Origin of the sequence: Pseudomonas petroselini (genome assembly GCF_045037875.1) — a bacterium.
In the GTDB taxonomy this organism is placed as follows: domain Bacteria; phylum Pseudomonadota; class Gammaproteobacteria; order Pseudomonadales; family Pseudomonadaceae; genus Aquipseudomonas; species Aquipseudomonas petroselini.
On sequence record NZ_CP173614.1, the window covers coordinates 3,034,276 to 3,056,207 of the forward strand.

The 21,932-nt window shown below is 59.5% G+C and carries 14 protein-coding genes, 1 tRNA gene and 4 pseudogenes; 15 read left to right on the forward strand and 4 right to left on the reverse strand.

The window, feature by feature from the left end; genetic code table 11:
• Positions 1-3 precede the first annotated feature (3 nt).
• Together ACI512_RS14285 and ACI512_RS14290 are read left to right on the forward strand one after the other, a co-directional pair.
• Positions 4-3,624: a transporter substrate-binding domain-containing protein gene (locus tag ACI512_RS14285; protein WP_236378611.1), complete on the forward strand. Its 3,621-nt coding sequence runs from the start codon at positions 4-6 to the stop codon at positions 3,622-3,624.
• Positions 3,625-3,748: 124 nt separating this feature from the next.
• A complete protein-coding gene (locus tag ACI512_RS14290; RefSeq protein WP_236378613.1) occupies positions 3,749-4,171 on the forward strand; it encodes a chemotaxis protein CheY in 423 nt (140 codons plus the stop codon).
• On the opposite strand, the gene dkgB is transcribed toward ACI512_RS14290, so the two are convergent.
• Together dkgB and ACI512_RS14300 are read right to left on the reverse strand one after the other, a co-directional pair.
• Positions 4,168-4,986: a 2,5-didehydrogluconate reductase DkgB gene (gene dkgB / locus ACI512_RS14295; protein WP_236378614.1), complete on the reverse strand. Its 819-nt coding sequence runs from the start codon at positions 4,984-4,986 to the stop codon at positions 4,168-4,170. The genes ACI512_RS14290 and dkgB overlap by 4 nt on opposite strands.
• Before the next feature lie 249 nt (positions 4,987-5,235).
• The gene (locus tag ACI512_RS14300; RefSeq protein ID WP_236378623.1) at positions 5,236-6,318 is read right to left on the reverse strand and encodes a 3-deoxy-7-phosphoheptulonate synthase; all 1,083 of its coding nucleotides are present in this window, start codon (positions 6,316-6,318) and stop codon (positions 5,236-5,238) included.
• A 608-nt stretch (positions 6,319-6,926) separates the two neighbouring features.
• On the opposite strand from ACI512_RS14300, the gene ACI512_RS14305 reads away from it, so the two are divergent.
• Positions 6,927-7,676 carry a carbon-nitrogen hydrolase family protein gene (locus tag ACI512_RS14305; protein ID WP_236378625.1) on the forward strand — a complete coding sequence of 250 codons (750 nt, stop codon included), beginning with the start codon at positions 6,927-6,929 and terminating at the stop codon, positions 7,674-7,676.
• Complete coding sequence (locus ACI512_RS14310; protein WP_012723423.1) at positions 7,677-8,102, forward strand: GNAT family N-acetyltransferase; 426 nt, start codon at positions 7,677-7,679, stop codon at positions 8,100-8,102.
• 41 nt (positions 8,103-8,143) lie between these two features.
• On the opposite strand, the gene ACI512_RS14315 is transcribed toward ACI512_RS14310, so the two are convergent.
• Positions 8,144-8,383 (reverse strand): DNA-binding protein, encoded by a 240-nt coding sequence (locus tag ACI512_RS14315; protein WP_236378635.1) that lies wholly within the window; start codon positions 8,381-8,383, stop codon positions 8,144-8,146.
• Between the two features lie 82 nt (positions 8,384-8,465).
• Here ACI512_RS14315 and ACI512_RS14320 point away from each other — a divergent pair, with 82 nt between their 5' ends.
• The 6 genes and pseudogenes from ACI512_RS14320 to ACI512_RS14345 all read left to right on the forward strand — a co-directional run.
• Positions 8,466-8,831 (forward strand): helix-turn-helix domain-containing protein, encoded by a 366-nt coding sequence (locus ACI512_RS14320; RefSeq protein ID WP_012723425.1) that lies wholly within the window; start codon positions 8,466-8,468, stop codon positions 8,829-8,831.
• 152 nt (positions 8,832-8,983) lie between these two features.
• Complete coding sequence (gene uvrY / locus ACI512_RS14325; protein WP_003190387.1) at positions 8,984-9,625, forward strand: UvrY/SirA/GacA family response regulator transcription factor; 642 nt, start codon at positions 8,984-8,986, stop codon at positions 9,623-9,625.
• A 1-nt stretch (position 9,626) separates the two neighbouring features.
• On the forward strand, positions 9,627-11,450 hold the full coding sequence (gene uvrC / locus ACI512_RS14330; RefSeq protein ID WP_093545044.1) for an excinuclease ABC subunit UvrC: 1,824 nt from the start codon (positions 9,627-9,629) through the stop codon (positions 11,448-11,450).
• A 32-nt stretch (positions 11,451-11,482) separates the two neighbouring features.
• The gene (gene pgsA, locus ACI512_RS14335; RefSeq protein WP_012723427.1) at positions 11,483-12,043 is read left to right on the forward strand and encodes a CDP-diacylglycerol--glycerol-3-phosphate 3-phosphatidyltransferase; all 561 of its coding nucleotides are present in this window, start codon (positions 11,483-11,485) and stop codon (positions 12,041-12,043) included.
• A gap of 63 nt (positions 12,044-12,106) precedes the next feature.
• Positions 12,107-12,182 (forward strand) — tRNA-Gly (locus ACI512_RS14340).
• A gap of 189 nt (positions 12,183-12,371) precedes the next feature.
• Positions 12,372-12,455 (forward strand): annotated as a pseudogene (locus ACI512_RS14345) (3'-5' exonuclease); the annotation flags it as partial.
• A 174-nt stretch (positions 12,456-12,629) separates the two neighbouring features.
• On the opposite strand, the gene ACI512_RS14350 reads toward ACI512_RS14345, so the two are convergent.
• Positions 12,630-14,249 (reverse strand): methyl-accepting chemotaxis protein, encoded by a 1,620-nt coding sequence (locus tag ACI512_RS14350; RefSeq protein WP_236378647.1) that lies wholly within the window; start codon positions 14,247-14,249, stop codon positions 12,630-12,632.
• 479 nt (positions 14,250-14,728) lie between these two features.
• Between ACI512_RS14350 and gabP the strand changes: the two genes are divergently transcribed.
• From gabP to ACI512_RS14375, 5 genes and pseudogenes are all read left to right on the forward strand, one after another.
• On the forward strand, positions 14,729-16,138 hold the full coding sequence (gabP, locus tag ACI512_RS14355) for a GABA permease (protein WP_012723493.1): 1,410 nt from the start codon (positions 14,729-14,731) through the stop codon (positions 16,136-16,138).
• Positions 16,135-17,212: pseudogene (locus tag ACI512_RS14360) on the forward strand (GlxA family transcriptional regulator). The gene gabP and the pseudogene ACI512_RS14360 overlap by 4 nt, the downstream one beginning before the upstream one ends.
• 458 nt (positions 17,213-17,670) lie before the next feature.
• Complete coding sequence (locus ACI512_RS14365; protein WP_236378651.1) at positions 17,671-18,756, forward strand: ABC transporter substrate-binding protein; 1,086 nt, start codon at positions 17,671-17,673, stop codon at positions 18,754-18,756.
• 1,287 nt (positions 18,757-20,043) lie between these two features.
• Positions 20,044-21,093, forward strand: a pseudogene (locus tag ACI512_RS14370) (sensor histidine kinase); the annotation flags it as partial.
• A gap of 213 nt (positions 21,094-21,306) precedes the next feature.
• Positions 21,307-21,642, forward strand: a pseudogene (locus tag ACI512_RS14375) (response regulator transcription factor); the annotation flags it as partial.
• Positions 21,643-21,932 lie beyond the last annotated feature (290 nt).

Consider the following 21,932-nt stretch of genomic DNA (forward strand, 5'->3'; position numbering starts at 1 on the left):
GAAATGACCACCTTTCGGCGGCTGAAACTCACGGCCATCCTGCTGTTGGGGCTGTTGCCCTACTCGGCGATGGCCCTGGACGAACCCCATACCCTGCGGCTCCTCGGCCATTCTTCCCTTGAACACCCCAGTGTTGAGCTTGATGAAAGCGACTGGCGCTGGCTGCGCGAGCGGCGCACATTAGTGATGGGGGTGTCCGCGCCCGACTACGCCCCTTTCGACTTGAGCAACGATAATGATTTTGAAGGGATCACTGCTGACTATACGTGGCTGATCAGCCTTATTTTGAATGTACCTATCGAGGTTAGGCGCTACGACACCCGCGATGAAGTGATCGAGGCACTCAAGCTGGGCAAAGTGGATCTGGTCGGGTCGGCCAACGGTTATGAGGCGGCCGACAAAGCGCTGGTATTGTCCCGTTCCTACGCCAATGATCAACCCGTATTGGTGACCCGCGCGGGGGACAGTCATTCATTGAGCGTCGACCTGGCCGGCAAACGTGTCGCGATGCTCTACCACTATATGCAGCCCGACGCTGTCCAGGCCTTTTATCCCCAGGCGCAATTGTTGTTATATGGCTCGACCCACCAGGCCATCGGTTCCGTAGCGTTCGGCCAGGCCGATGTTTACCTCGGCGATGCCATCAGCACCCGCTACCTGATCAACAAGAATCACCTGAATAACGTGCGCATGGCTGATTTTTCCGCGCTGGAGGTCAACCCGTTCGGGTTCGCTTTCACTGGGGACAATATCCGCCTGTTGAAGATCGTCAATGCCGCGCTGGCTGTCATCCCGGCCGGCCAGCAGATGGAAATTCTGCGGCGCTGGAGTGCGGGCGGCAGCGGCTTTCTGGAGGCTGACCGGTTGCGCTTGAGTGACAGTGAACAGCGCTGGCTGGAGAAGCATCCACGCGTGAAAGTCGCGGCGCTCGACAAGTTTATGCCGCTGTCATTTTTCAATGAGCAAGGGCAGTTCATCGGCTTGAGTGACGAGGTGTTGTCGCGGATCAGCTTGCGCACAGGCTTGAAATTCGAGGTGGTGCAGGGCAGTTCGTTGCCTCGGCAAATGGACGAGGTCAGCGCTGGCCAAGTGGAGATGATGGCGGTGATCACGCCCAGCGTCGAGCGCTCCGAGAAAGTCCGTTTTACCCGGCCTTACTTGTCCAACCCCTATGTGCTGGTCGCGCGCGCCAGCGATGAGCACCTGCTTACCCTGGAAGACATGCCCGGCAAACGCCTGGCGTTTATCGGCGGCAACAGCCTCGCCGTGCAAGTGGCGCGGGATTATCCTGGTATCGTCTTTGTGGCGGTCGAGAACCCTGAGCAAGCCATGGAGTTGGTCGCCAAAGGCAGTGTCGATGCGACGGTTGTGTCGCTGATCAGTGCCCGTTACATGATCGCGCGCCATTACCGTGATCGCCTGCGTATCACCAGTACGGTGGGTACAGAACCGGCGCGGATTGCCTTCGGCGTCAATCGCAGCCAGCTGGAACTGTATTCAATCCTCGAGAAGGCGCTGTTGAGTATCACGCCCGAGGAAATGGACGAACTGACCAACCATTGGCGCAGTGAGATCATCATCGAGGACAGCTACTGGATCAGCCACCGCAACGTGATTATCCAAGGGTTCGGCTTGGCAGCCTTGCTGTTGTTGGTCACGTTGGGTTGGGTGCTCTACCTGCGTAACCTGATTCACAAGCGTGCCCAGGCCGAACGGGCCTTGAGCGACCAGATGCGGTTTATGAGCGTGCTGATCGACGGCACGCCCCACCCGATTTATGTACGTGACCGCCAGGGCCGCTTGATGGCGTGTAATAACGCTTACCTTGATGTGTTCGGCTTCAAGTTGGAGGACGTGATCGGCAAGACCGTGGTGGAAACCGACACCGGCAACCCGCCCCAGGCCCAATCTTTCCATGCTGACTATTTGAGCTTGATGGAGCGGGGGGAGCCGCAGATTCACGACCGGGTGCTCAAGGTGCCCGGCGGTGGCGTGTTGACGATTTACCAATGGATGCTGCCGTACCGTGATAGCAACGGCAACGTGGTGGGCATGATCGCTGGCTGGGTGGATGTCAGCGAACGCCAGCGCCTGCTGGGCCAGTTGCAGGAAGCCAAGGAGGAGGCCGACGCCGCCAATCGCGCAAAGACCACCTTCCTGGCGACCATGAGTCATGAGATCCGAACGCCCATGAACGCGGTGATCGGCATGATCGAATTGGCTCAGAAGAACGCCGAGCAGGGCCGTGTCGATCAGGACGCCCTCGAAGTGGCATCGATGGCGTCCCGCAGCATGCTGGAGTTGATCGGCGATATCCTGGACATTGCGCGGATCGAAACCGGTCACCTGTCCCTGACCCTAGCACCTGCCAATCTCCATGAAATGTTGGCTTCCGTGGCGCGGGTTTTCGAGGGGCTGGCGCGGGATAAGGGGCTGTTGCTGCACGTGGCGCTCGACCCGATGATCGACCGACCTGTGTTGATCGACCCTATGCGCTTCAAACAAGTGGTGTCCAACCTGCTGGGCAATGCCATCAAGTTTACCGCGACCGGCCAGGTACGCCTGGGCGCCCAGTGCACACCGGCAGTGGCGAGCGACCCTCTGAACCTTCGGCTGTATGTGGAGGACACGGGGGTTGGCATCAGTGCCGAGGATCAACAACGTTTGTTCAACCCCTTTATCCAGGGCAGCAATAACGATCAATCGGCACGCAGTGGTTCGGGGTTGGGCTTGGTGATCAGTCGCAATCTGTGCGAGATGATGGGCGGCCAACTGCATTTGAGCAGTGTGCTGGGCAAGGGGACTCGGGTGGATGTGACCCTGGCGCTGGAGTTGGCCACCGCTGCACCGCTTTCTTCATCGGCTCCGCCTGTGCCACCGGCTCATGCATTGAGCCTCCTGGTGGTGGATGACTACCCGGCCAACCGCCTGTTGCTCACTCGGCAATTGAGCTTCCTGGGGCATCGCATCGTCACGGCCGAAGATGGCGCCGAGGGGTTCGCACTGTGGCAGGCCGGGCATTTTGATGGCGTGATCACCGATAGCAATATGCCTGTTATGGACGGCTACACGTTGGCCCGTGATATCCGTGCACAAGAGCGTCGGCTCGGCCTGGTTCCGTGCCTGTTGCTGGGGTTCACCGCCAACGCCCAACCGGAGGAAACCGAGCGCTGCAGGCAGGCGGGCATGGATGGTTGTCTATTCAAACCGACCGGTCTTGATGATTTGCGTGTGGCGCTGGCATCACGCACTGCCAGTGCCGCCGTGGAGGACGCCGAACCGACGTTTGATTTGAGCGCATTGGTCATGCTGACGGGGGGCGACGGTGCCGTGCTTGATGAGTTGCTGCTGCCATTGCTCAATAGCCTCGCAGAGGACCGCCTATTGCTGCCGGCGCTGCAACAGCACGCGGATTTCGCCAAGCTGCATGACCTGGCTCATCGTATAAAAGGCGGTGCCCGGATGGTCAGGGCCCAGGTGTTGGTCGCCGGTTGCGAGACCTTGGAGGAGGCGTGTCAAAGGCGTGACCGTGATGCATTGTCGGCAGCGGTGGAGGCGGTAGGCAGGGCCGTCGATGGCTTGCATCAGAGCCTGAGCCTGCACCTGCACAGCAAGCACGCCTGATAGCCATTCGGTGGATTTGGGACAACTCCTACATTGAACGGGAATAAGCCTGATTTTGTCGTCAGTGTATGTCTGGAAAATGGGCCTCGCTCACTGACGAGCGATGCCTGCCCAGGGATTCGCCATGCCAAACAAAGCACTGACCATCCTGATTGCCGATGAACAACACCTGCAGCGCTTGTACATCGAGAAAATGCTTAACCAGTTGGGGTATCACCGGATCGTACCGGTGCAAACCTTTGAAGAGGTCCAACTCCTCACCGCTATCCCGGCACAGCCCTTTGATGTGCTGATCATCAACGCGGGGCTCGCGATCCACACGTGCGAGCCTCAACCCCAGGCGCGTCACGTGCTGGTCTACGATCACCTGGACTTGGGAACAACTCCCGAGGCGACGCCGACGGTGCTGGTCCGCTTGCCCGGTGTGCCGGACAGCGTCAACCTCGAACACTTCATGGACATTATCGACCCTCCCGCGTCCAGCACCGGCCTGCGTGTGCTGCCCTGGCTGCGGGAATTATCCCGCACGCCTGCGGCAGGGGTTTAGTCCCATTGTGGGGCGATACCCTTGGGGCTGGTCAGGCGATGGCCGCGTTCCAACTCGGCAATCTGCGCCATGTCGGCAGCACTCAAGGTCAGTTGCAGGGCCTTGAGGTTGCTTTCCAGGTTGGCGCGTTTGGTCGATGACGGGATGACCGCATAGCCCAGTTGCATCGCCCAAGCCAGCGCCACTTGCGCGGGAGTAGCCTGATGGCGTTCGGCGATTTGCTCGATCACTGGGTCTTTGAGCACTTCGCCGTAGGCCAGGGTCATGTAGGACGTGATCTGGATACCGTTGGCGGTGGCGAAGTCCACGACCTTGCGGTTTTGCAGGTAGGGATGCAGTTCGATTTGGTTGGTGGCGATGTTCTCCGCGCCAACGGCTGCAATCGCTTGCTTCATCAAGTCGACGGTGAAGTTGGAGATGCCGATCTGGCGGGTCAGGCCCAGGCGTTTGGCTTCCAGCAGCTGGCCCATGAACTCGGCGACAGGCACCTGATCTTCGGGTGAAGGCCAGTGAATCAAGGTGAGGTCCAGATAGTCGGTTTTCAGTTTGCGCAGGCTATCACGCATGCTCGGAATCAACTGGCCTTCGGCGAAGTTAGCGATCCAGATTTTGCTGGTGATAAATAGGTCATCGCGCGGCACGCCACTGTCGGCGATGGCTTGGCCGACGTCTGCTTCATTTTCGTAGATCTGCGCGGTGTCGATCACGCGGTAGCCCAGTTCCAGGCCGGCGGCGACGGAATCGATCACCACCTGACCTTGCAGACGGAAGGTGCCAAGGCCGAAGGCCGGAACGTTTTGCGTAGCGATAGACATCAGTAACTCCTGAAGGGGGGTGGACAATGGAGTCGAGTATCCGCCCGTCGTTCCTTCGGAAAAACCGCCGAATCCGAAAAGGACTCTTTACCGCAGGTCACGAATAGTTTGAACGCTGCGCCAACTTACTGAGCCGAACACTGAGCAAATGTGGGAGCTGGCTTGCCTGCGATGGGGGTGGCAGGCTACAACTCTGTCGCTGATATACCGCTATCGCAGGCAAGCCAGCCCCCACATTTTTGATGTTCATCAGTCAGTGATGGTGTGTTGTTGGCGCAACCGCTCAGCCGCGTCGCGCAACAACTGCTCGGTGCCGCTCCAGCCCAGGCAGCCGTCTGTCACCGACACGCCGTATTTCATCGACGCGCTCAACGGTTGGCAGCCTTCGAACAGGTGGCTTTCGAGCATCATTCCGATCAGCGAGGTGTCGCCTTGCAGACGCTGTTCCAGCACGTCGTTGAATACCGCCGGTTGACGCAGCGGGTCCTTGCCACTGTTGGCGTGGCTGCAATCGACCATGATCCTCGCCGTCACCTTTGACTTGGCCAAATCTTGCTTCACCTGTGCCACATTCTGCGCATCGTAGTTCGGCCCTCGGTGGCCGCCGCGCAGCACCAAGTGGGTGTCGGGGTTGCCGGGGGTCTGAATGATTGCCGGGTGGCCCTGGCTGTCGACACCGAAGTGGCGGTGCGGATGGGAGGCCGAGCGCATGGCGTCACACGCAATCGCAACGCCGCCGTCGGTGCCGTTCTTGAAGCCTACGGGCATGCCCAGGCCGCTGGCCATTTCGCGGTGGATCTGCGATTCGGTGGTGCGCGCGCCAATCGCGACCCAACTGAGCAGGTCATCGAAGTAGCCGGCGGCCATGGGTTGCAGCAGTTCGGTGGCGACCGGCAAGCCCAGGCGTAGCATTTCGCGCATCAGTTGGCGGGACAGGGTGAGGCCGGCGGCCATGTCATCACTGCCGTCCAGGTGCGGGTCGTAAGCCAAGCCTTTCCAGCCGACGGTGGTGCGCGGTTTTTCGACGTAGGCACGGATCACCAGCAGCATCTGGTCGCTGACTTCCAGCGCGAGCTTCTTGAGGTTGCGTGCGTATTCCATGGCCGACTCAGGGTCATGGATCGAGCACGGGCCGACGATCACCAGCAAACGTGAATCTTCGCCATTGAGGATGGCGCGCACGGCTTGGCGATGGGCGTGGACTTGCTCGTTGAGGAACGGGCTGAGAGGCAATTGGTGCTTGAGCTCAAGAGAGCTGGGCAGGCGCTGGGTCAGGGCTTCATTGGCGCTGGTCAGGGCAGAGACGGGCAAAGCGGAAGTGGCAGAGTTCATATTCAAGGCTTCCTGGGCAAGCGGCGGGCTGTTCCCGCGCGCTGGCCCTACTGGGGTGTTCGACAATTGGCCGTATTGGCTACGTGTGTTGGCTTGCCACCAATAGGTGACCGATCGGAGGCGGCAGGCTGTCCCGAGCGGAGCTGGCTAAATCGCCATGCGGTGGAAGTGTCGTAGCGGTAATAAGTGGCGTAGTTCATGTCGTGTGTCCTTTAAGTGTTCTGCGAAATATAGAGGGGCCTGAAAAAACAAAACCCCCGGTCGGGGAGCCGACCGGGGGTTAGATTTCTCTGGTAGGCGACCCCTTGAGTAGTGGCCGCCGATTTCAGGTATCAGGCGAGCCAGTGGCTAAACCAATACCCAAAATAAAAACTTACCGGTGCGCTCGAACCGCTCACACGGTTAGCCGATACCAAGCGCTGGGCGCTGGCAGCAGGGCAAACCTGAGTGTGGGTAAGTGGCAACATGGTGAGTCTCCAAATGATGGGGCGAGCTTACTAGAGGCGGGCAGGAGGACTCAATCATTAATTTCTATTGCACGTGGATACCAACGGCTATAGGTCGAGATATGCTGATCCCACTTTGATACCGATTGCTTGGACGCGACCATGACTGCTTTGACCCTTGCTGCTGCTCAATCCATTTCCATCGCCGGAGACCTTACTGCCAATATCGAACGGCACTTGACGTTCATGGGCGCGGCTGCCCGGCACGGCGTGCAATGGCTGGTGTTTCCGGAGCTGTCGCTGACCGGGTATGAACCTTCGTTGGCGGCCGGGTTGGCGATTGCGCCAAACGACCCTGTCTTGGCGCCGCTGCGGGAGAGGGCCCAGGCGCTGCGGCTGACAGCAGTGGTAGGGATGCCCATCCGCCTGACGCCACAGGCCGGTGTGTTGATCGGCGCGCTGGTGTTGGGGGCGGATGGCTCAATGGCGGTCTACACCAAACAGCATTTGCATCCTGGCGAAGAACGGGCATTTGTCGCAGGGCAGGGCGGTGCGCCCCTCGAATGGCGGAGCGAGCGTATCGCGTTGGCGGTGTGCGCGGACTTCTCCCATGCCAGCCATCCGCGCCTGGCGGCTGAGGCGGGAGCCACGGTATACGCCGCCGGCGTGTTGATCAGCGAAGGTGGCTATGCCACTGACAGCGCGTTGCTCCAGGGCTATGCGGCCGAACATGGCTTGCTGGTGCTGATGGCCAACCATGGTGGCCCGTCGGGTGGCTATGTGTGCGCCGGCCGCAGCGCGATCTGGGCGGTTGATGGCAGCTTACTGGCCGCGGCGCCCGGTATTGGCGATGCGCTGGTGATTGCCCGTCGCGATGGCGGGCCATGGACTGGCCAAGTGGTAGCCGTCTGAATGGCGTTCAATCTGCGTGCGGCAACAGACCAGGACCTTCCCTTTGCTCGAAGCCTGACCTTTGCGGCCATGAGCCGTTATTACCTGCAATACGAGCTGGTGTGGTCCAACCAGGGCTTCGACATCGCTTGGGCCGGGCGTGAGAACTGGCTGATCTGCAACGATGACACCGTGATGGGCTTTATCAGCCTGAGCGCCGATAGGCGGGCACTCTATATCCGTGAGTTGCATATGCTTGAGGCGTATCGCGGGCTTGGTGCGGGCAGTTGGGTGTTGGAACAGATGGCGCTCAAGGCGCAGGCGACGGGTTTATTGCGCTTGACCGTGTTTAAGAACAACCCGGCCAAGAGACTCTATCAGCGCAGTGGGATGAGCATCGTGGGTGAAGAAGACTGCTTCTGGCGGATGGAGCGTGTTTGCCGTTGAAGCTAAACCATGCAGTTGATACTAATAAGCGCATACTGGCTTCAGGAAACGACTTCCTGACCGCTGTGTTGGCCATCAGCCTCAGCAAGGATGATCCCTTCTTTCATGCCCAAAAGAACCGCCACCTTGTGGGCCTCTCCACGCCGTCCCTTTTTACGCCCAGCGAGCACTTGATACGTGGTAGCCGGATCAACGCCGTGCTCACGGGCGAACGCTTGAACTGACTTTCCTTGATGTTCCAGCCAGGCCTTGGCTTGTGCAGCAGTGCGGATTCCGGGCATAGTTCAAAACCGTTCAAGTTTGTTTAACTAAGAGATGAGCGTGTCACCTCTTGGGGTGTGCCAAATAGGATCATACATCCAAATGAGTGGAATCGGTTCGCGTTTGAGGCAAGAAAGAGAGCGACTTGGCCTGTCGCAAAAAGTTTTCGGTGAAATAGGAGGCGTTGAAGCCAACGCACAAGGCAAATATGAAAGTGGAGGGCGTGCGCCCAAGGCCGATTATTTGTCCCGAGTCGCCGCAAAAGGTGTAGATGTACTTTACGTGTTGACCGGAACTGCTACGCCGATTCAGCTGGAAAACCTCAGCGAGATTGAGGAAAAAGTGTTGGGTAATTATCGCGCGATGTTCAAGGAAGACCAAGCGGCGATCCGCCGCTTGACGTCAACCTTGGCCGAACACTCCGTTTCATTTAATGGAAAAGCCAAGCAGCAGCCTCAGGAATCCTGACCTGTTACCCAGCAAAATAGAGCCGTCCGCCTCTCGGCGGGCGGCCCCCGTGCATTCAAACTCTATATATATGACGCTTGCAGCTAGGTCTGCGCCTTGGTTTTTTGCTAAGGTGTTCAGCAACCTATAAGACCATATCGCGAGGTGTCTGCTTGATTAGGGTGCTAGTAGTCGATGACCATGATCTCGTTCGTACAGGCATTACACGAATGCTGGCTGACATCGATGGCCTGCAAGTAGTCGGCCAGGCCGAGTCAGGGGAAGAGTCCTTGATCAAGGCCCGGGAGTTGAAGCCCGATGTGGTGCTGATGGACGTCAAGATGCCCGGTATCGGCGGTCTCGGCGCCACGACCAAGTTGTTGCGCAGCCATCCGGATATCAAAGTCGTCGTGGTGACGGTGTGTGAAGAAGACCCGTTTCCGACACGCCTGTTGCAGGCCGGAGCGGCCGGTTACCTGACCAAGGGCGCTGGGCTGGCCGAGATGGTGCAAGCCATTCGCCTGGTATTTGCCGGGCAGCGTTACATCAGCCCGCAGATCGCCCAGCAATTGGCCATCAAGTCTTTCCAGCCCACCAGCGACTCGCCGTTCGATGCGTTGTCGGAGCGGGAAATCCAGATCGCCTTGATGATCGTCGGTTGCCAGAAGGTGCAGACGATCTCCGACAAGCTGTGCCTGTCGCCCAAGACCGTCAACACCTACCGCTATCGCATTTTCGAGAAGCTCGCCATCAGCAGTGATGTTGAATTGACCCTGCTCGCAGTGCGCCACGGCATGGTGGACGCCAGCGCCTGACATGACTACACCGTTTGATCCAAGTGCCTTCCTCTCGACCTGCAGTGGCCGCCCCGGCGTGTACCGCATGTTCGACAGCGAGGCACGCCTGTTGTATGTCGGCAAGGCCAAGAACCTGAAGAACCGCCTGGCGAGCTATTTTCGCAAGAGCGGGCTCGCGCCCAAGACAGCTGCGCTGGTGGCGCGTATCGCCCAGGTCGAAACCACCATCACTGCCAATGAAACCGAAGCGCTGTTGCTCGAGCAGACGCTGATCAAGGAATGGCGGCCGCCCTATAACATCCTGCTGCGCGATGATAAATCCTACCCCTACGTGTTTTTATCCGACGGCAACTTCCCACGCCTGAGCATTCACCGGGGTGCGAAGAAGCAGAAGGGCAAGTATTTCGGGCCCTATCCCAGCGCCGGCGCGATCCGCGAAAGCCTGAGCCTGCTGCAAAAGACCTTTTTTGTGCGTCAGTGCGAAGACAGCTTCTACAAGAACCGCACGCGGCCGTGCCTGCAATACCAGATCAAACGCTGCAAAGCGCCTTGCGTGGGCCTGGTGGACCCGGCCGAGTACGCCGAGGACGTGCGCCATTCGGTGATGTTCCTCGAAGGGCGCAGCAATGCCCTCACCGACGAACTCTCCGGCGCCATGGAGCAGGCCGCCAGCACCCTGGATTTCGAACGCGCCGCCGAGTTGCGTGACCAGATCTCCTTGCTGCGGCGCGTGCAGGATCAGCAGAGCATGGAAGGCGGCACCGGCGACGTGGACGTCATCGCGGCCTTCGTCAACCCGGGCGGCGCCTGTGTGCACCTGATCAGCGTGCGGGGCGGGCGGGTGTTGGGCAGCAAGAATTTCTTTCCGCAGACCGGTATTGACGAAGAAGTGGCCGAAGTCATGGCCGCGTTCCTCGGCCAGTATTACGTCAGCAGCCCCGAGCGCGACTTGCCGTCGGAACTGATCGTCAACGTGGTGCACGAAGACTTTCCCACGCTGATCGAGGCGATCCACGAGCTGCGCGGCCGCGAGCTGGACATCAGCCACCGCGTACGCGGCACCCGCGCGCGTTGGCAGCAACTGGCCGTGACCAATGCTGAACAGGCCCTGGGCGCACGTCTGGCCAATCGACAGCACGTCGCCGCACGCTTTGACGCCCTGGCCGAAGTCCTCAACCTGGACGAACCGCCCCAGCGCCTGGAGTGCTACGACATCAGTCACTCCAGCGGCGAGGCCACCGTGGCGTCCTGCGTGGTGTTCGGGCCGGAAGGGCCGATCAAATCCGATTACCGGCGCTATAACATCGAAGGCGTCACTGCCGGCGATGACTATGCCGCCATGCACCAGGCCCTGACGCGGCGCTTCAGCAAGCTGAAGGACGGCGAAGGCAAGTTGCCGGATATCCTGTTGGTGGACGGCGGCAAGGGCCAGTTGTCCATGGCCCGCGACGTACTCAACGAACTGGCGGTGCCCGACCTGATCCTGCTCGGCGTGGCCAAGGGCGCCACGCGCAAGGCCGGTTTCGAGACGTTGTACTTGAATGATGCCGCCCATGAGTTCACCTTGAAGGGCGACTCACCGGCGCTGCACCTGATCCAACAGATCCGCGATGAAGCCCACCGTTTCGCAATTACCGGCCACCGTGCCCGGCGCGGCAAAACCCGGCGAACCTCAACCCTGGAAGGGGTGGCGGGCGTTGGGCCGACACGGCGTCGCGACTTGCTTAAACATTTTGGTGGCTTGCAGGAGCTGTCCCGTGCCAGCATTGACGAAATAGCCAAAGCACCCGGTATCAGTAAAAAGCTCGCTGAGTTGATTTATGCGAATCTGCATAGCGAATAGAATGCCTTTCCACCTCGTAGCCAGTTGTGCCGATGAATATCCCTAATCTGATCACCGTTCTACGCGTCCTGCTTATTCCGATTTTTATTCTGCTGTTTTATTTGCCGTACGAATGGAGCTATATGGCTTCCAGTTCGGTGTTCGCGTTTGCGGCCGCCACCGACTGGCTCGACGGCTACCTGGCCCGCCGCCTGGAACAGAGCACGCCCTTCGGCGCGTTCCTCGACCCGGTGGCCGACAAACTCATGGTGGCCGTTGCGCTGGTCCTGCTGGTGCAGGAACACGGCAACCTGTGGCTGACCCTGCCGGCCGCCGTGATCATCGGCCGTGAGATAGTGGTGTCGGCCCTGCGCGAATGGATGGCCGAAATCGGCGCCCGCGCCCACGTCGCCGTCTCCAATATGGGCAAATGGAAAACCGCCGCGCAGATGCTCGCGCTGGTCATCCTGCTGGCCAACCCGTCGGACTTCACCTTCTGGGTCCTGCTGGGCTACGCCTTGCTGCTCATCGCCGCCGGCCTGACCTTGTGGTCCATGCTCCAGTATCTGCGCGCCGCCTGGCCGCATCTGCGCACCACCGTTGAAAAGAAATAAAACTTTTTTGAATCAAGGGGTTGACGGGTTCTGATAATTCTATAGAATGCGCATCACCAAGACGCGGGAATAGCTCAGTTGGTAGAGCACGACCTTGCCAAGGTCGGGGTCGCGAGTTCGAGTCTCGTTTCCCGCTCCAAACACAAAGAAAAAGCCACTCTAACGAGTGGCTTTTTTTTGCCTGGTCTTTATGAAATAGACGCTTAGGCGTCTTTTTTCGTTTCTGCGGAAAACCACTGGAAACCAGGGTAATCCAGTAGCAACAATTACAGTATTAAGTACAACATTACGACAGACTCGAATTTGTATTGTTGCTGGGTCCTTCCAGGATAGCCGAGCGCGCCTTGGCCTTCCGGCTTATCACGCTCACCATGCATTAACCGATGCACTGGCCACCGCCGAGTTGTTGTAGACGCAGATAGCGCCTCACTACCCGATAACCACGTCTGTTGGCGAGTTATGGAGCGGAGTCACCGCTTGATAGTGAAACGCTCGCGCCTATCTGACCGTTATCCCCAATGTTGCGCGATCCGTTTGAGACTCCTCATCCCGTCGGGCTTGGATAACGCGTACCGCGTGGTTGTTTTCAAACAACGAAGCGATTCACCATCTTATTGAGATCGACCGCCAGCTTTGACATCTCCCCGCATGCGCTGGCTGTTTGACTGGCGCCGGCAGAGCTCTGCACGGCAAGCTCTCGAATGCTCACGAGATTACGATCAACTTCCCGGGCAACGTGGGCTTGTTCTTCAGACGCGGTTGCGATCAACATATTTCGCTCATTAATCTGCGTGATAGCCTTGGCGATTTGATCCAGCGAACTGCTGGCCTCCTGTGCCACATCGAGGGATTGGGTTGCCAGCTCTTTGCTTTTACTCATGGCTTCCACTGCTTCAGCTGAATCGCTCTGCATTGCAGAGATCATCTGTTCGATCTCTTGAGTGGAAGACTGCGTTCTGTGCGCCAACGCTCGGACCTCGTCAGCAACGACTGCAAAACCGCGGCCTTGCTCACCAGCCCTGGCAGCTTCAATCGCTGCGTTCAACGCCAGGAGGTTAGTTTGCTCAGCGATTGCACGAATCACTTCGACGACTTTGTTGATGCTTTGAGCTCGCTCTGACAAAACCTGAATCTTGTCACTCGTGGCTTCAACATTGCCGCTGAGTTTTTGAATCGACTTCAACGTTTGAGAGACTCGCTCCAAACCGGTCTCAGTAAAGCCCTGGGTGCGACGTGACTCTTCCGAGGCCGACTCCGCATTACGGGCCACCTCATCAACCGCCGCACTCATCTCAGTTACCGCAGTGGCAGCTTGGTTGACCTCATCATTTTGGGAGATGAGACCTCGACTGGATTCCTCAGTGACTGCTGTCATTTCCTCTGCGGCTGAGGCCAGCTGTGTCGATGAGTCGCCGATTTGCATGATGGTTCTGCGAAGGTTCTCTTGCATCTGGGCCAGCGCTGTTAACAGACGTCCGGCTTCATCCTTCCCGCTGACTTGCACTTCTTTGGAAAGATCACTGCCTGCAATACGTTCGGCCACCGATAGCGCGGCGCCGATCGGGCTCGTAATACTCTTGGTCAGGAGTGTTGCCAACGCAACAGTCAGGACTACGACAACTGAGATAAGGCCAATGATTACCCAGATACCGTCGGAGTAAGTATTGGTAGCGTATTGCCCAGCCTCTGTTGCGCCATTGTTGTTGTAGTCAGTCAGGGCTTTGATCTCACCCTCCATCCTATTCGTCAACGGCCGGATACCTGTACTCACTAAGTTGACGGCGGCAGGTATGTCACCGCGCGCCATCAATGGTTCAAGGATATCCAACTGTTTGGTGTACGCATCGGCGGACGCTCTCACCACTAGATAACGCGTGCGTTCCTCGTTGCTAGCGATCAGAGGTTCATAATTGAGCACCGCATCCGTGAAAGCCTTCCGGTAGCCTGCGAAGGACGCGACGGTCGATTGAAGTGTTTGAGGGTCAGCAAGTGCGCGCTGGGTTTCAAGTCTGAGCCGCATTACGCCGACATTCATCAACGCCGTTTGTCGGATACTTGGAAGCCAATTGGTTTCGACGTCTTTTTCGGCGTCCCGTAGCTTTCCCATCTGCAAGGCGGCGACTGCGCCGAGCACAAAGACCAATACAATAATCGACGCGAAAAACAAGGAGGCTCGTGGAGCTACGTTGAGGTTTCTTAGGTGCATATGAGCTTCCTGACTACGAGGGAATGATCTAGGTATCTAGACTATCGACCCGACGTAAATAAACTTAATCAGGCAGCCTTGGCTATCCGATCTGCTCAAGAACGCTTCGCTGTTAGATTGAATACCGACTCAGTTAATTTGCCAGACGTTTACTTCCATGGGGCCTACGATCCTGATTTTCTCGGCGGGCCGGTTCAGCTTCACCGCATCACCGCTTGGGCGAGGCATCCCAAGTCTCCTGAACCTGGCCCATTCTGTTGGGTTGGGCTTCCCGCAGCTTGAGGATTGGGGGGGCGAGCGGGGCTCTGCAAGGCGGATGAGCCGCTTTGGCCCATGTCGATATCAGGCGCTTGTGTGCCGCTATGAGGCTATTTTCGCGGCGGGAATGCCGCGTACTGTGACCCGTCATTAAAAAAAGATGATCACCTGACCCTTCAGTCAGTGCGTCCTGGCGTTGATCACAGAGAATAAAAACAACGATGAATAGCCTGAGTTCCAAGGATTCAAACGGCCAACTGGCGCAGGGCTTCAAGCCGCGTCATGTCACCATGCTCTCCATCGCAGGCATTATCGGTGCGGGATTGTTTGTCGGCTCCGGGCATGCCATTGCGGCGGCGGGGCCGGCCGTGATGCTGGCGTATCTGTTTTCCGGACTGTTGGTGGTGCTGGTCATGCGTATGTTGGGGGAGATGGCGGTGGCCAACCCGGACACCGGCTCTTTCTCAACCTACGCCGACCAAGCCATCGGGCGCTGGGCCGGGTTTACGATCGGCTGGCTGTACTGGTGGTTCTGGGTGCTGGTGATTCCCATCGAAGCGCTGGCTGCCGGGCATATCCTGAACCAGTGGTTCCCGCAGATCGACGCTTGGCTGTTTGCCTTGTTGTCGATCTTTTTGTTGGTGGTCACCAATTTGTTCAGCGTCTCCAAGTACGGCGAATTCGAGTTCTGGTTTGCCATGGCCAAGGTGGTGGCGATCATTGGTTTCATCGGCCTGGGGGGCGCGGTATTGATGGGCTGGATCCCGGAGCGCGAGGCCAGCGGCTTGAGTCGACTGATGGAAGAGCACGGCGGGTTCGCACCGAATGGCTTGTCTGCGGTGGTCGGGGCATTCATTACCATCATGTTCAGCTTTATCGGCACGGAAGCCGTCACCATTGCGGCCGCAGAGTCCAATAACCCGGCGCAGAATATCGCCCGGGCCACGCGTTCGGTGATGTGGCGCATCGGGGTGTTTTACGTGCTGTCGATCTTTGTGGTTATTTCCGTTGTGCCTTGGAATGACCCGCTGTTGGCGTCGGTCGGTTCTTATCAGCGCGCACTGGAGTTGATGAACATTCCCCATGCCAAGCTACTGGTGGACGTGGTGGTGCTGATCGCCGTGGCCAGTTGCATGAACTCGTCCATCTACATTGCGTCGCGCATGCTGTATTCCCTGGGCAAGCGGGGCGATGCGCCCACGCTGATGAAAAAGACATCGGCAGCGAGCGTGCCAAGGGCCGCAGTCATCGCCAGTACGGTACTGGGGGCTGGCGTGACCTTGCTCAGTTACTTCATGCCCGCGGGGCTGTTCCAGTTTCTACTGGCCAGCTCGGGTGCCATCGCCTTGCTGGTGTACCTGGTGATCGCGGTTTCACAACTGCGCATGCGCAAGGTCCTGCAACGCCGCAACGTCACGCTGACGTTCAAAATGTGGCTGTTTCCCTGGTTGACCTGGTTGGTCATCGCCTTCATTTGCACCGCATTGGCGGTGATGCTGTTGACGCCTGAGCATCGCTTTGAGGTGTCTTCGACCATCGGGTTGGCGTTGTTGATTTCCCTGGTCGGCGTCATCACGGCACGGCAACCCGACAGCGCGCAGAAGCCGATGCCCGTCGCTTCGCGCCCATGAACACCCGGCCTGTTACCCGTCTGGTTTTCTTGCTGCTGGACCAGTTCACCCTGATCTCCTTGGCGTCTGCGGTCGAGCCGCTACGCATGGCCAACCAGCTGTCGGGTCAGGAGCTTTATCGTTGGCACACCGCAAGTGTCGACGGTAATCCCGTATGGGCCAGCGATGGCATGCCCATCACACCTGACTGTTCGGCAGGCAGTGCGCCCGCTGCCGATATCGTGTTGGTGTGCGGCGGTACGAGCATTCAGAACACGGTGACCGGCGAGCTCGTGAAGTGGCTGCGCACCCAGGCGCGTTATTCGACGCGCCTGGGCGGTATTTGTACCGGCAGTTGGGTGTTGGCTCGCGCGGGGTTGCTCGATGGATTTGAATGCAGTGTGCATTGGGAGTGGTTGGCGGCCATGCAGGAAGCCTTCCCACGGGTGACCCTCAGTGCCAGCGTGTTCACCCTCGACAGGGATCGCCTCACCAGCTCGGGGGGGCACCGCGCCGATGGATATGATGCTGCATCTGATTGGTCATGATCATGGTCACGAGCTGTCGGCGGCGATTTCGGACATGTTTGTGTACGAGCGCATGCGCAATGAGCAAGACCACCAGCGCGTGCCGCTCAAGCATATGTTGGGCACCCAGCAACCGAAGTTACAGGAAGTCGTCACGCTGATGGAGGCCAACCTGGAAGAGCCGATCAACCTGGATCAACTGGCGGAGTATGTGGCCTTGTCGCGCCGACAGCTTGAGCGAATGTTCCAGAAGTATCTGCACTGTTCACCCTCGCGGTACTACCTTCGGTTGCGGCTGATTCGCGCGCGCCAGTTGCTCAAGCAAACGCCCATCTCGATCGTGGAACTGGCCTTGCTCTGTGGGTTTGTGTCCACGCCGCACTTCTCCAAATGCTATCGGGAGTACTTTGGCGTGCCGCCCAGTGATGAGCGTCTGGTGACGTCCAGCGAGCGAGCCAGCGTGTTGAAACCGATCCTTCAGGTCGTGCCGGTGTCCATGCCGATGAACACCTTGGAGCAGGCACGGGGGGAGTTGACGTTTGCCAGCGTTAAGAACCTGAAATCGTAGGCTCAGGTGAGGACACTCGTTTGAGTGGCCTTGCTAAACCCGAGGTCCATTTTTTTCGCCCAAGGAAACCTCTTCTTTGGCTTTCACCGCGCCCCCCCACCCAAGTGTCGTCGTCGGTGTTACCTTGTGGGACGCTCAGTGGGCCGAAACCCGCCATGGCCGCGCGCGAATAGGGCACTTTGATACTATGCTCATGCCAGTGCAGGCATTATCGCAGTGGCTTTCGTCGGCACTGCCGTGATCTGGGCTTGCTGCGACCCATTCTGCCTCATCAGTTTCGCCCGCGATGTTCGCATAGGTTTGAGCGTCGATGGCGTGCAATCCCAGGAGCAACCAGAGAGGCAAGCGCCTTCCCGACTATGAGCGACTGCTCCAACCAGACCAAGCAGTCGATCCAGGCTGTCGCCGGGTGCTGGTGGATTACTTTTTGGTAAATCCCATGCACGATGGAGAACAGCATGAACGCTAAATCAATCCACAGAAGCTTATGGCGCTTCGCCGGCTGCGTGACCGGGCTGGTGATGGTGGTTGCCAACCCAGCCCAGGCCGCCGGCGACTCAACCGCAAGTCATAGCATTGCCTTCAGCAACTCCTATGCCGGCAGCGATTTTCGCAAGGTGATGGTGCGCAACTGGCAGGAGATTGCGCTCCAAGCGCAAAAGGATGGCGTGATCCGGGAGGCCCCGGTGGTCAGCGCCAATAACTCGGCGTCGGAACAAGCAGCCCAGATCCAGGACATGATCGTCGAGGGCGTCAACGCGATCGTCATCCTGGCCGCGTCCGACACAGCCCTCAACGGAGTGATCCGCGATGCCTGCAATGCCGGCATCGTGGTGGTCGTCATGGCCAGCCTGGTCACCGAACCTTGCGTCTATACCGTGGACTACAATTGGTCCGCCATGGGCCGCGTGGAAATGGACTATATCGCCGAGCGCCTCAAGGGCAGCGGAACGCTGTTAGAGATCCGCGGCATTGCCGGCGACGCCACCGATAAAAATATCAGCGACGGCATTCGCAAGGCCGCCAGCGATTACCCTGGCCTGAAGTTCGCCAAGACCGTGTACGGGAACTGGACGGCGTCCGTCGCACGCAAGGAGGTGGCGCTGGCGCTGGCGTCGCTGCCCCGCATTGATGCCGTCGCTACTCAAGGGGGCGACGGTTATGGCGCCGCCATGGCGTTCAAGGCGGCGGGACGCCCGTTGCCGATCATTGTGATGGGGAACCGTCAAGACGAACTCGCCCTGTGGCAACAGGAACGCGATGCCAACGGCTACGAGACCGTCTCGGTCTCCGCCTCCCCGAGCGTCTCCCAAGTGGGGTTCTGGGTGGCCCAGCAGATTCTGGCGGGCAAGCAGGTGCCGAAGTTCGTCGAGGTACCGCTGGTGCGCATCGATGCGAAAGACCTGGACGCCTGGCTCGCCACTATGCCCGTGGGTGGCGCTGCCAATCCGCTCTACAGCCAGGCGTCCGTTGTGGGGATGATCGACGCGGCCAACAACAATACGGTGGCGCCCGCGCCTTTGCCAGAGGTGATGAAGCCGTAGCGGCGGGCGGGGATGCGAGGTGCCATGTTGACATTCAAACCCTTCAGGGACAGACCCATTGCCGTCAAAATTGGCCTGGCGGTCGCTGCACTGGTGTTCCTGATGCTGGCGGTATCGCTGGTGAACCTCTACGGCCTGCGAGGCATGGTACGTGCAGTGGATTCGGCCAGCCATTCTGCGGAAATCCTGGCGTCGGTCAACGCGGCCACGGGGCGGGTGGAAAATTTTATCGCCACCCGCGACCAGGAAAGCCTGATCCAGGCCGAAGGCATGGTGGCGACGGCTATCGTCGGCCTCACTGCCATTCCGGTGGCAGAGGCGCAATCGCTCAAGGGCAGTCTGCAGAGGCTTGCCGCGGCAATCGCTACCTTGCGGGCTGCGACCCTGACCATGGATGGCGAAACGGAGAACATGACCGCCCACTACGGCCGGATGCGAGAGGCGACGATCCTCGTCGAACAGGGCATTGCCGACGGGCTGAAGGAGATTGTTTCGCGTGCCGCCGACCATCAGGTGCGGGTAAGCAACATCGAAAGCGCCCACCGCATCCTGGATATCCTGCGCAACAGCGAACGGATCATCACCGCCAATCTGGCCAAGATGCTGGTGACCGGTGATCGTGCGGCCGGCATCGCGGCGCGGGACACCTGCGCGGCACTGCCGCCCGTGGTCGAGCAATTGCGCGAGGTGATGGCGGCGCCGCAGCAGGTTGAGGCCCTGGATCAGTTGACGACGGCGGTCGCTGCTGCCTGCCTGGCGGTCGAGCACCTTGGCGAGGCGCCCAAGCTCCGGGGCGGCGAGGCGTTGCGGCATCTCGCCGTCCTTGGGGATGTGGCCGAGCGCCTTGAAGCGATGTTGGGTGAACTGGACGAGCACGTTGCCCATGACGCCAATGACATTCAGGCCGCCACGGGTTTACTGCAAAATGCAGCCGCGCTGTCCAAGCGTTTCGCCGAGCGTGTTGCCACCCTTGAGGCGCAGACCTTGTCGTTTCGCTTGTCACCGTCGCCCGAGGTCGCCAGCGCGGTCGGCGCCATCCTGGACGAACTCTCCCGTCTCTCGCGGGTTCTCCCTTCGTCCGTAGGGTTGCAAACCAAGGCTACGGCCTTGACGGTCTACGATCAGATCGCCGGTTACCGGGCGGCATTCGCGAGGTTCCATCAGGCGAGCAACTCCTTGAGCGGCGCGCGCGACCAGGTTCGCAATGAGGCACGGAGCGCCGGCCTGTTGGTTGCGCGCTTCGCGGGTGAAGCGCGCTCCGAGGCCTTGGTTCACAATGATCGCGGAATGCTTGCGACGGTGGTCGCGGGTACCGTTGCCATCCTGCTCGCAAGCGCCATCGCCTGGAGCACGTCGCGGTTTGTCGCGCAGCCCATCGTGGCGTTGGCCTCGGCCATGCGCCGGCTTGCGGCCGGCGACCTGAACGCCGCGATTGCCAGCGCTGGACGCGGCGACGAGATAGGGATCATGACCCGCGCCGTAAGGGTGTTCCAGGAGAACGCCCTGCGTATTCGGGTACTGGAGGCCGAGGCCGAAGCCGAACGACAGCAAGTCCAGGCCTCTTTGGAAAGAATGGTCGCCGAACGCACCGACACGCTGCACCAACAGACCGAGGTGCTGGAGGCGCAGGCCGTCGAGCTGATTCAAGCGCGCAACCAGGCCGAGACAGCTAACCAGGCAAAGAGCGATTTTGTGGCCACGGTCAGCCACGAACTGCGCACCCCCCTGACCCTCATTCTCGCTCCACTGGAGCAGCTCTCGGCGGCGACCCTCCCGCCGGCGGACTGGCGTGTGCAAATCGACCGCGCCCAACGCAACGCACTGCGCTTGATGAACCGGGTGAACGACATCCTCGATTTCTCCAAGGCCGAAGCGGGCAAGTTTGAGTTGTGTCCGGCGCCCATTGACCTGAACAAGATGGTGGGGGTGCTGGCGGAGGATGCCGCCATGGTGGCCGAGGGCAAAGGCTGCACCTTGACCTGCAGCATTGATCCCGCCCTCGGTACGGTGTTCCTGGACCCCCGACACTTCGAGAAGATTCTCCTCAACCTGGTAAGCAATGCCATTAAGTTCACGCCCGCTGGCGGCACCATGCACCTGGCCGTCACTGCGCTTGATGGCGAGCGATTTGAACTCGCGGTGCAAGACTCGGGCATTGGCATTGCGCCAGACAAACTGCCGCTGCTGTTCCAGCGGTTTTCCCAGATCGACAATTCCGCCACGCGCCACTACAGCGGCACGGGCATCGGTCTTGCCCTGGTCAAGTATCTGGTCGAACTGATGGGGGGCGAGGTCGGCGTCAACAGTGAGCCCGGACAAGGCTCGTGCTTCTTCGTTCGACTTCCGCTGGGGGATGAGCAAGACACCTTGCCGACCGAAGCCAGCGATATGCATGAGCGATCGCTGGCGAGCACAACGAGCACCACCGAGCAGCGCCACCTGCGTTTCGACCACGGTCGCCAAGGCAGCGGCAACGACCGCGTTTCGATGCAAGGCGAAGATGACGAGCAGCACTTGGAACACGCCTCGCAGTCCAGGGTGCTCGTGGTCGACGACAGCCCGGAAATGCTGAGCTACCTCAGCGAGCTTTTGCACGATGATTACATCGTCGCCACCGCAGCTGATGGCGAGCAGGCCTGGGCACTCCTGCAGCGTCGGCCCATCGATGTCGTCCTCTCGGATGTAATGATGCCGGAGCTCGACGGCTTTGGCCTGACAGCCAGAATCAAAGCCAGCGCCGGCTTCGCCCATTTACCCGTGATCTTGTTGACCGCTCGCGGCGGCAGCGAGGCCTGCGTCTCCGGGCTGGAGAGTGGCGCCGACGACTATATCGCCAAACCGTTCTCGCCGCTGGAGCTCAAGGCGCGTGTACGTGCGGCGCTACGCATGAGCCAAGTGCAAACCGAACTGCAGGCAAAATCCCGTCAGGCGGGCATGGCCGAAATTGCCACGACGGTGCTGCACAACGTCGGCAACGTCCTCAACAGCGTGAACGTATCGGCGGAACTGGTCAGCAGCCAGATGCGCACCTCCAAAGCCCAAGGGCTGGGCAAGGTGGCTCAGATGATGAACGAACATGTCGATGACCTGAGCGATTTTCTCTCCAGCGACCCCAAAGGACAGATGCTGCCCGGCTACCTGCTCAAGCTGGCGGAAGTGGTGACGGCGGAGCAACA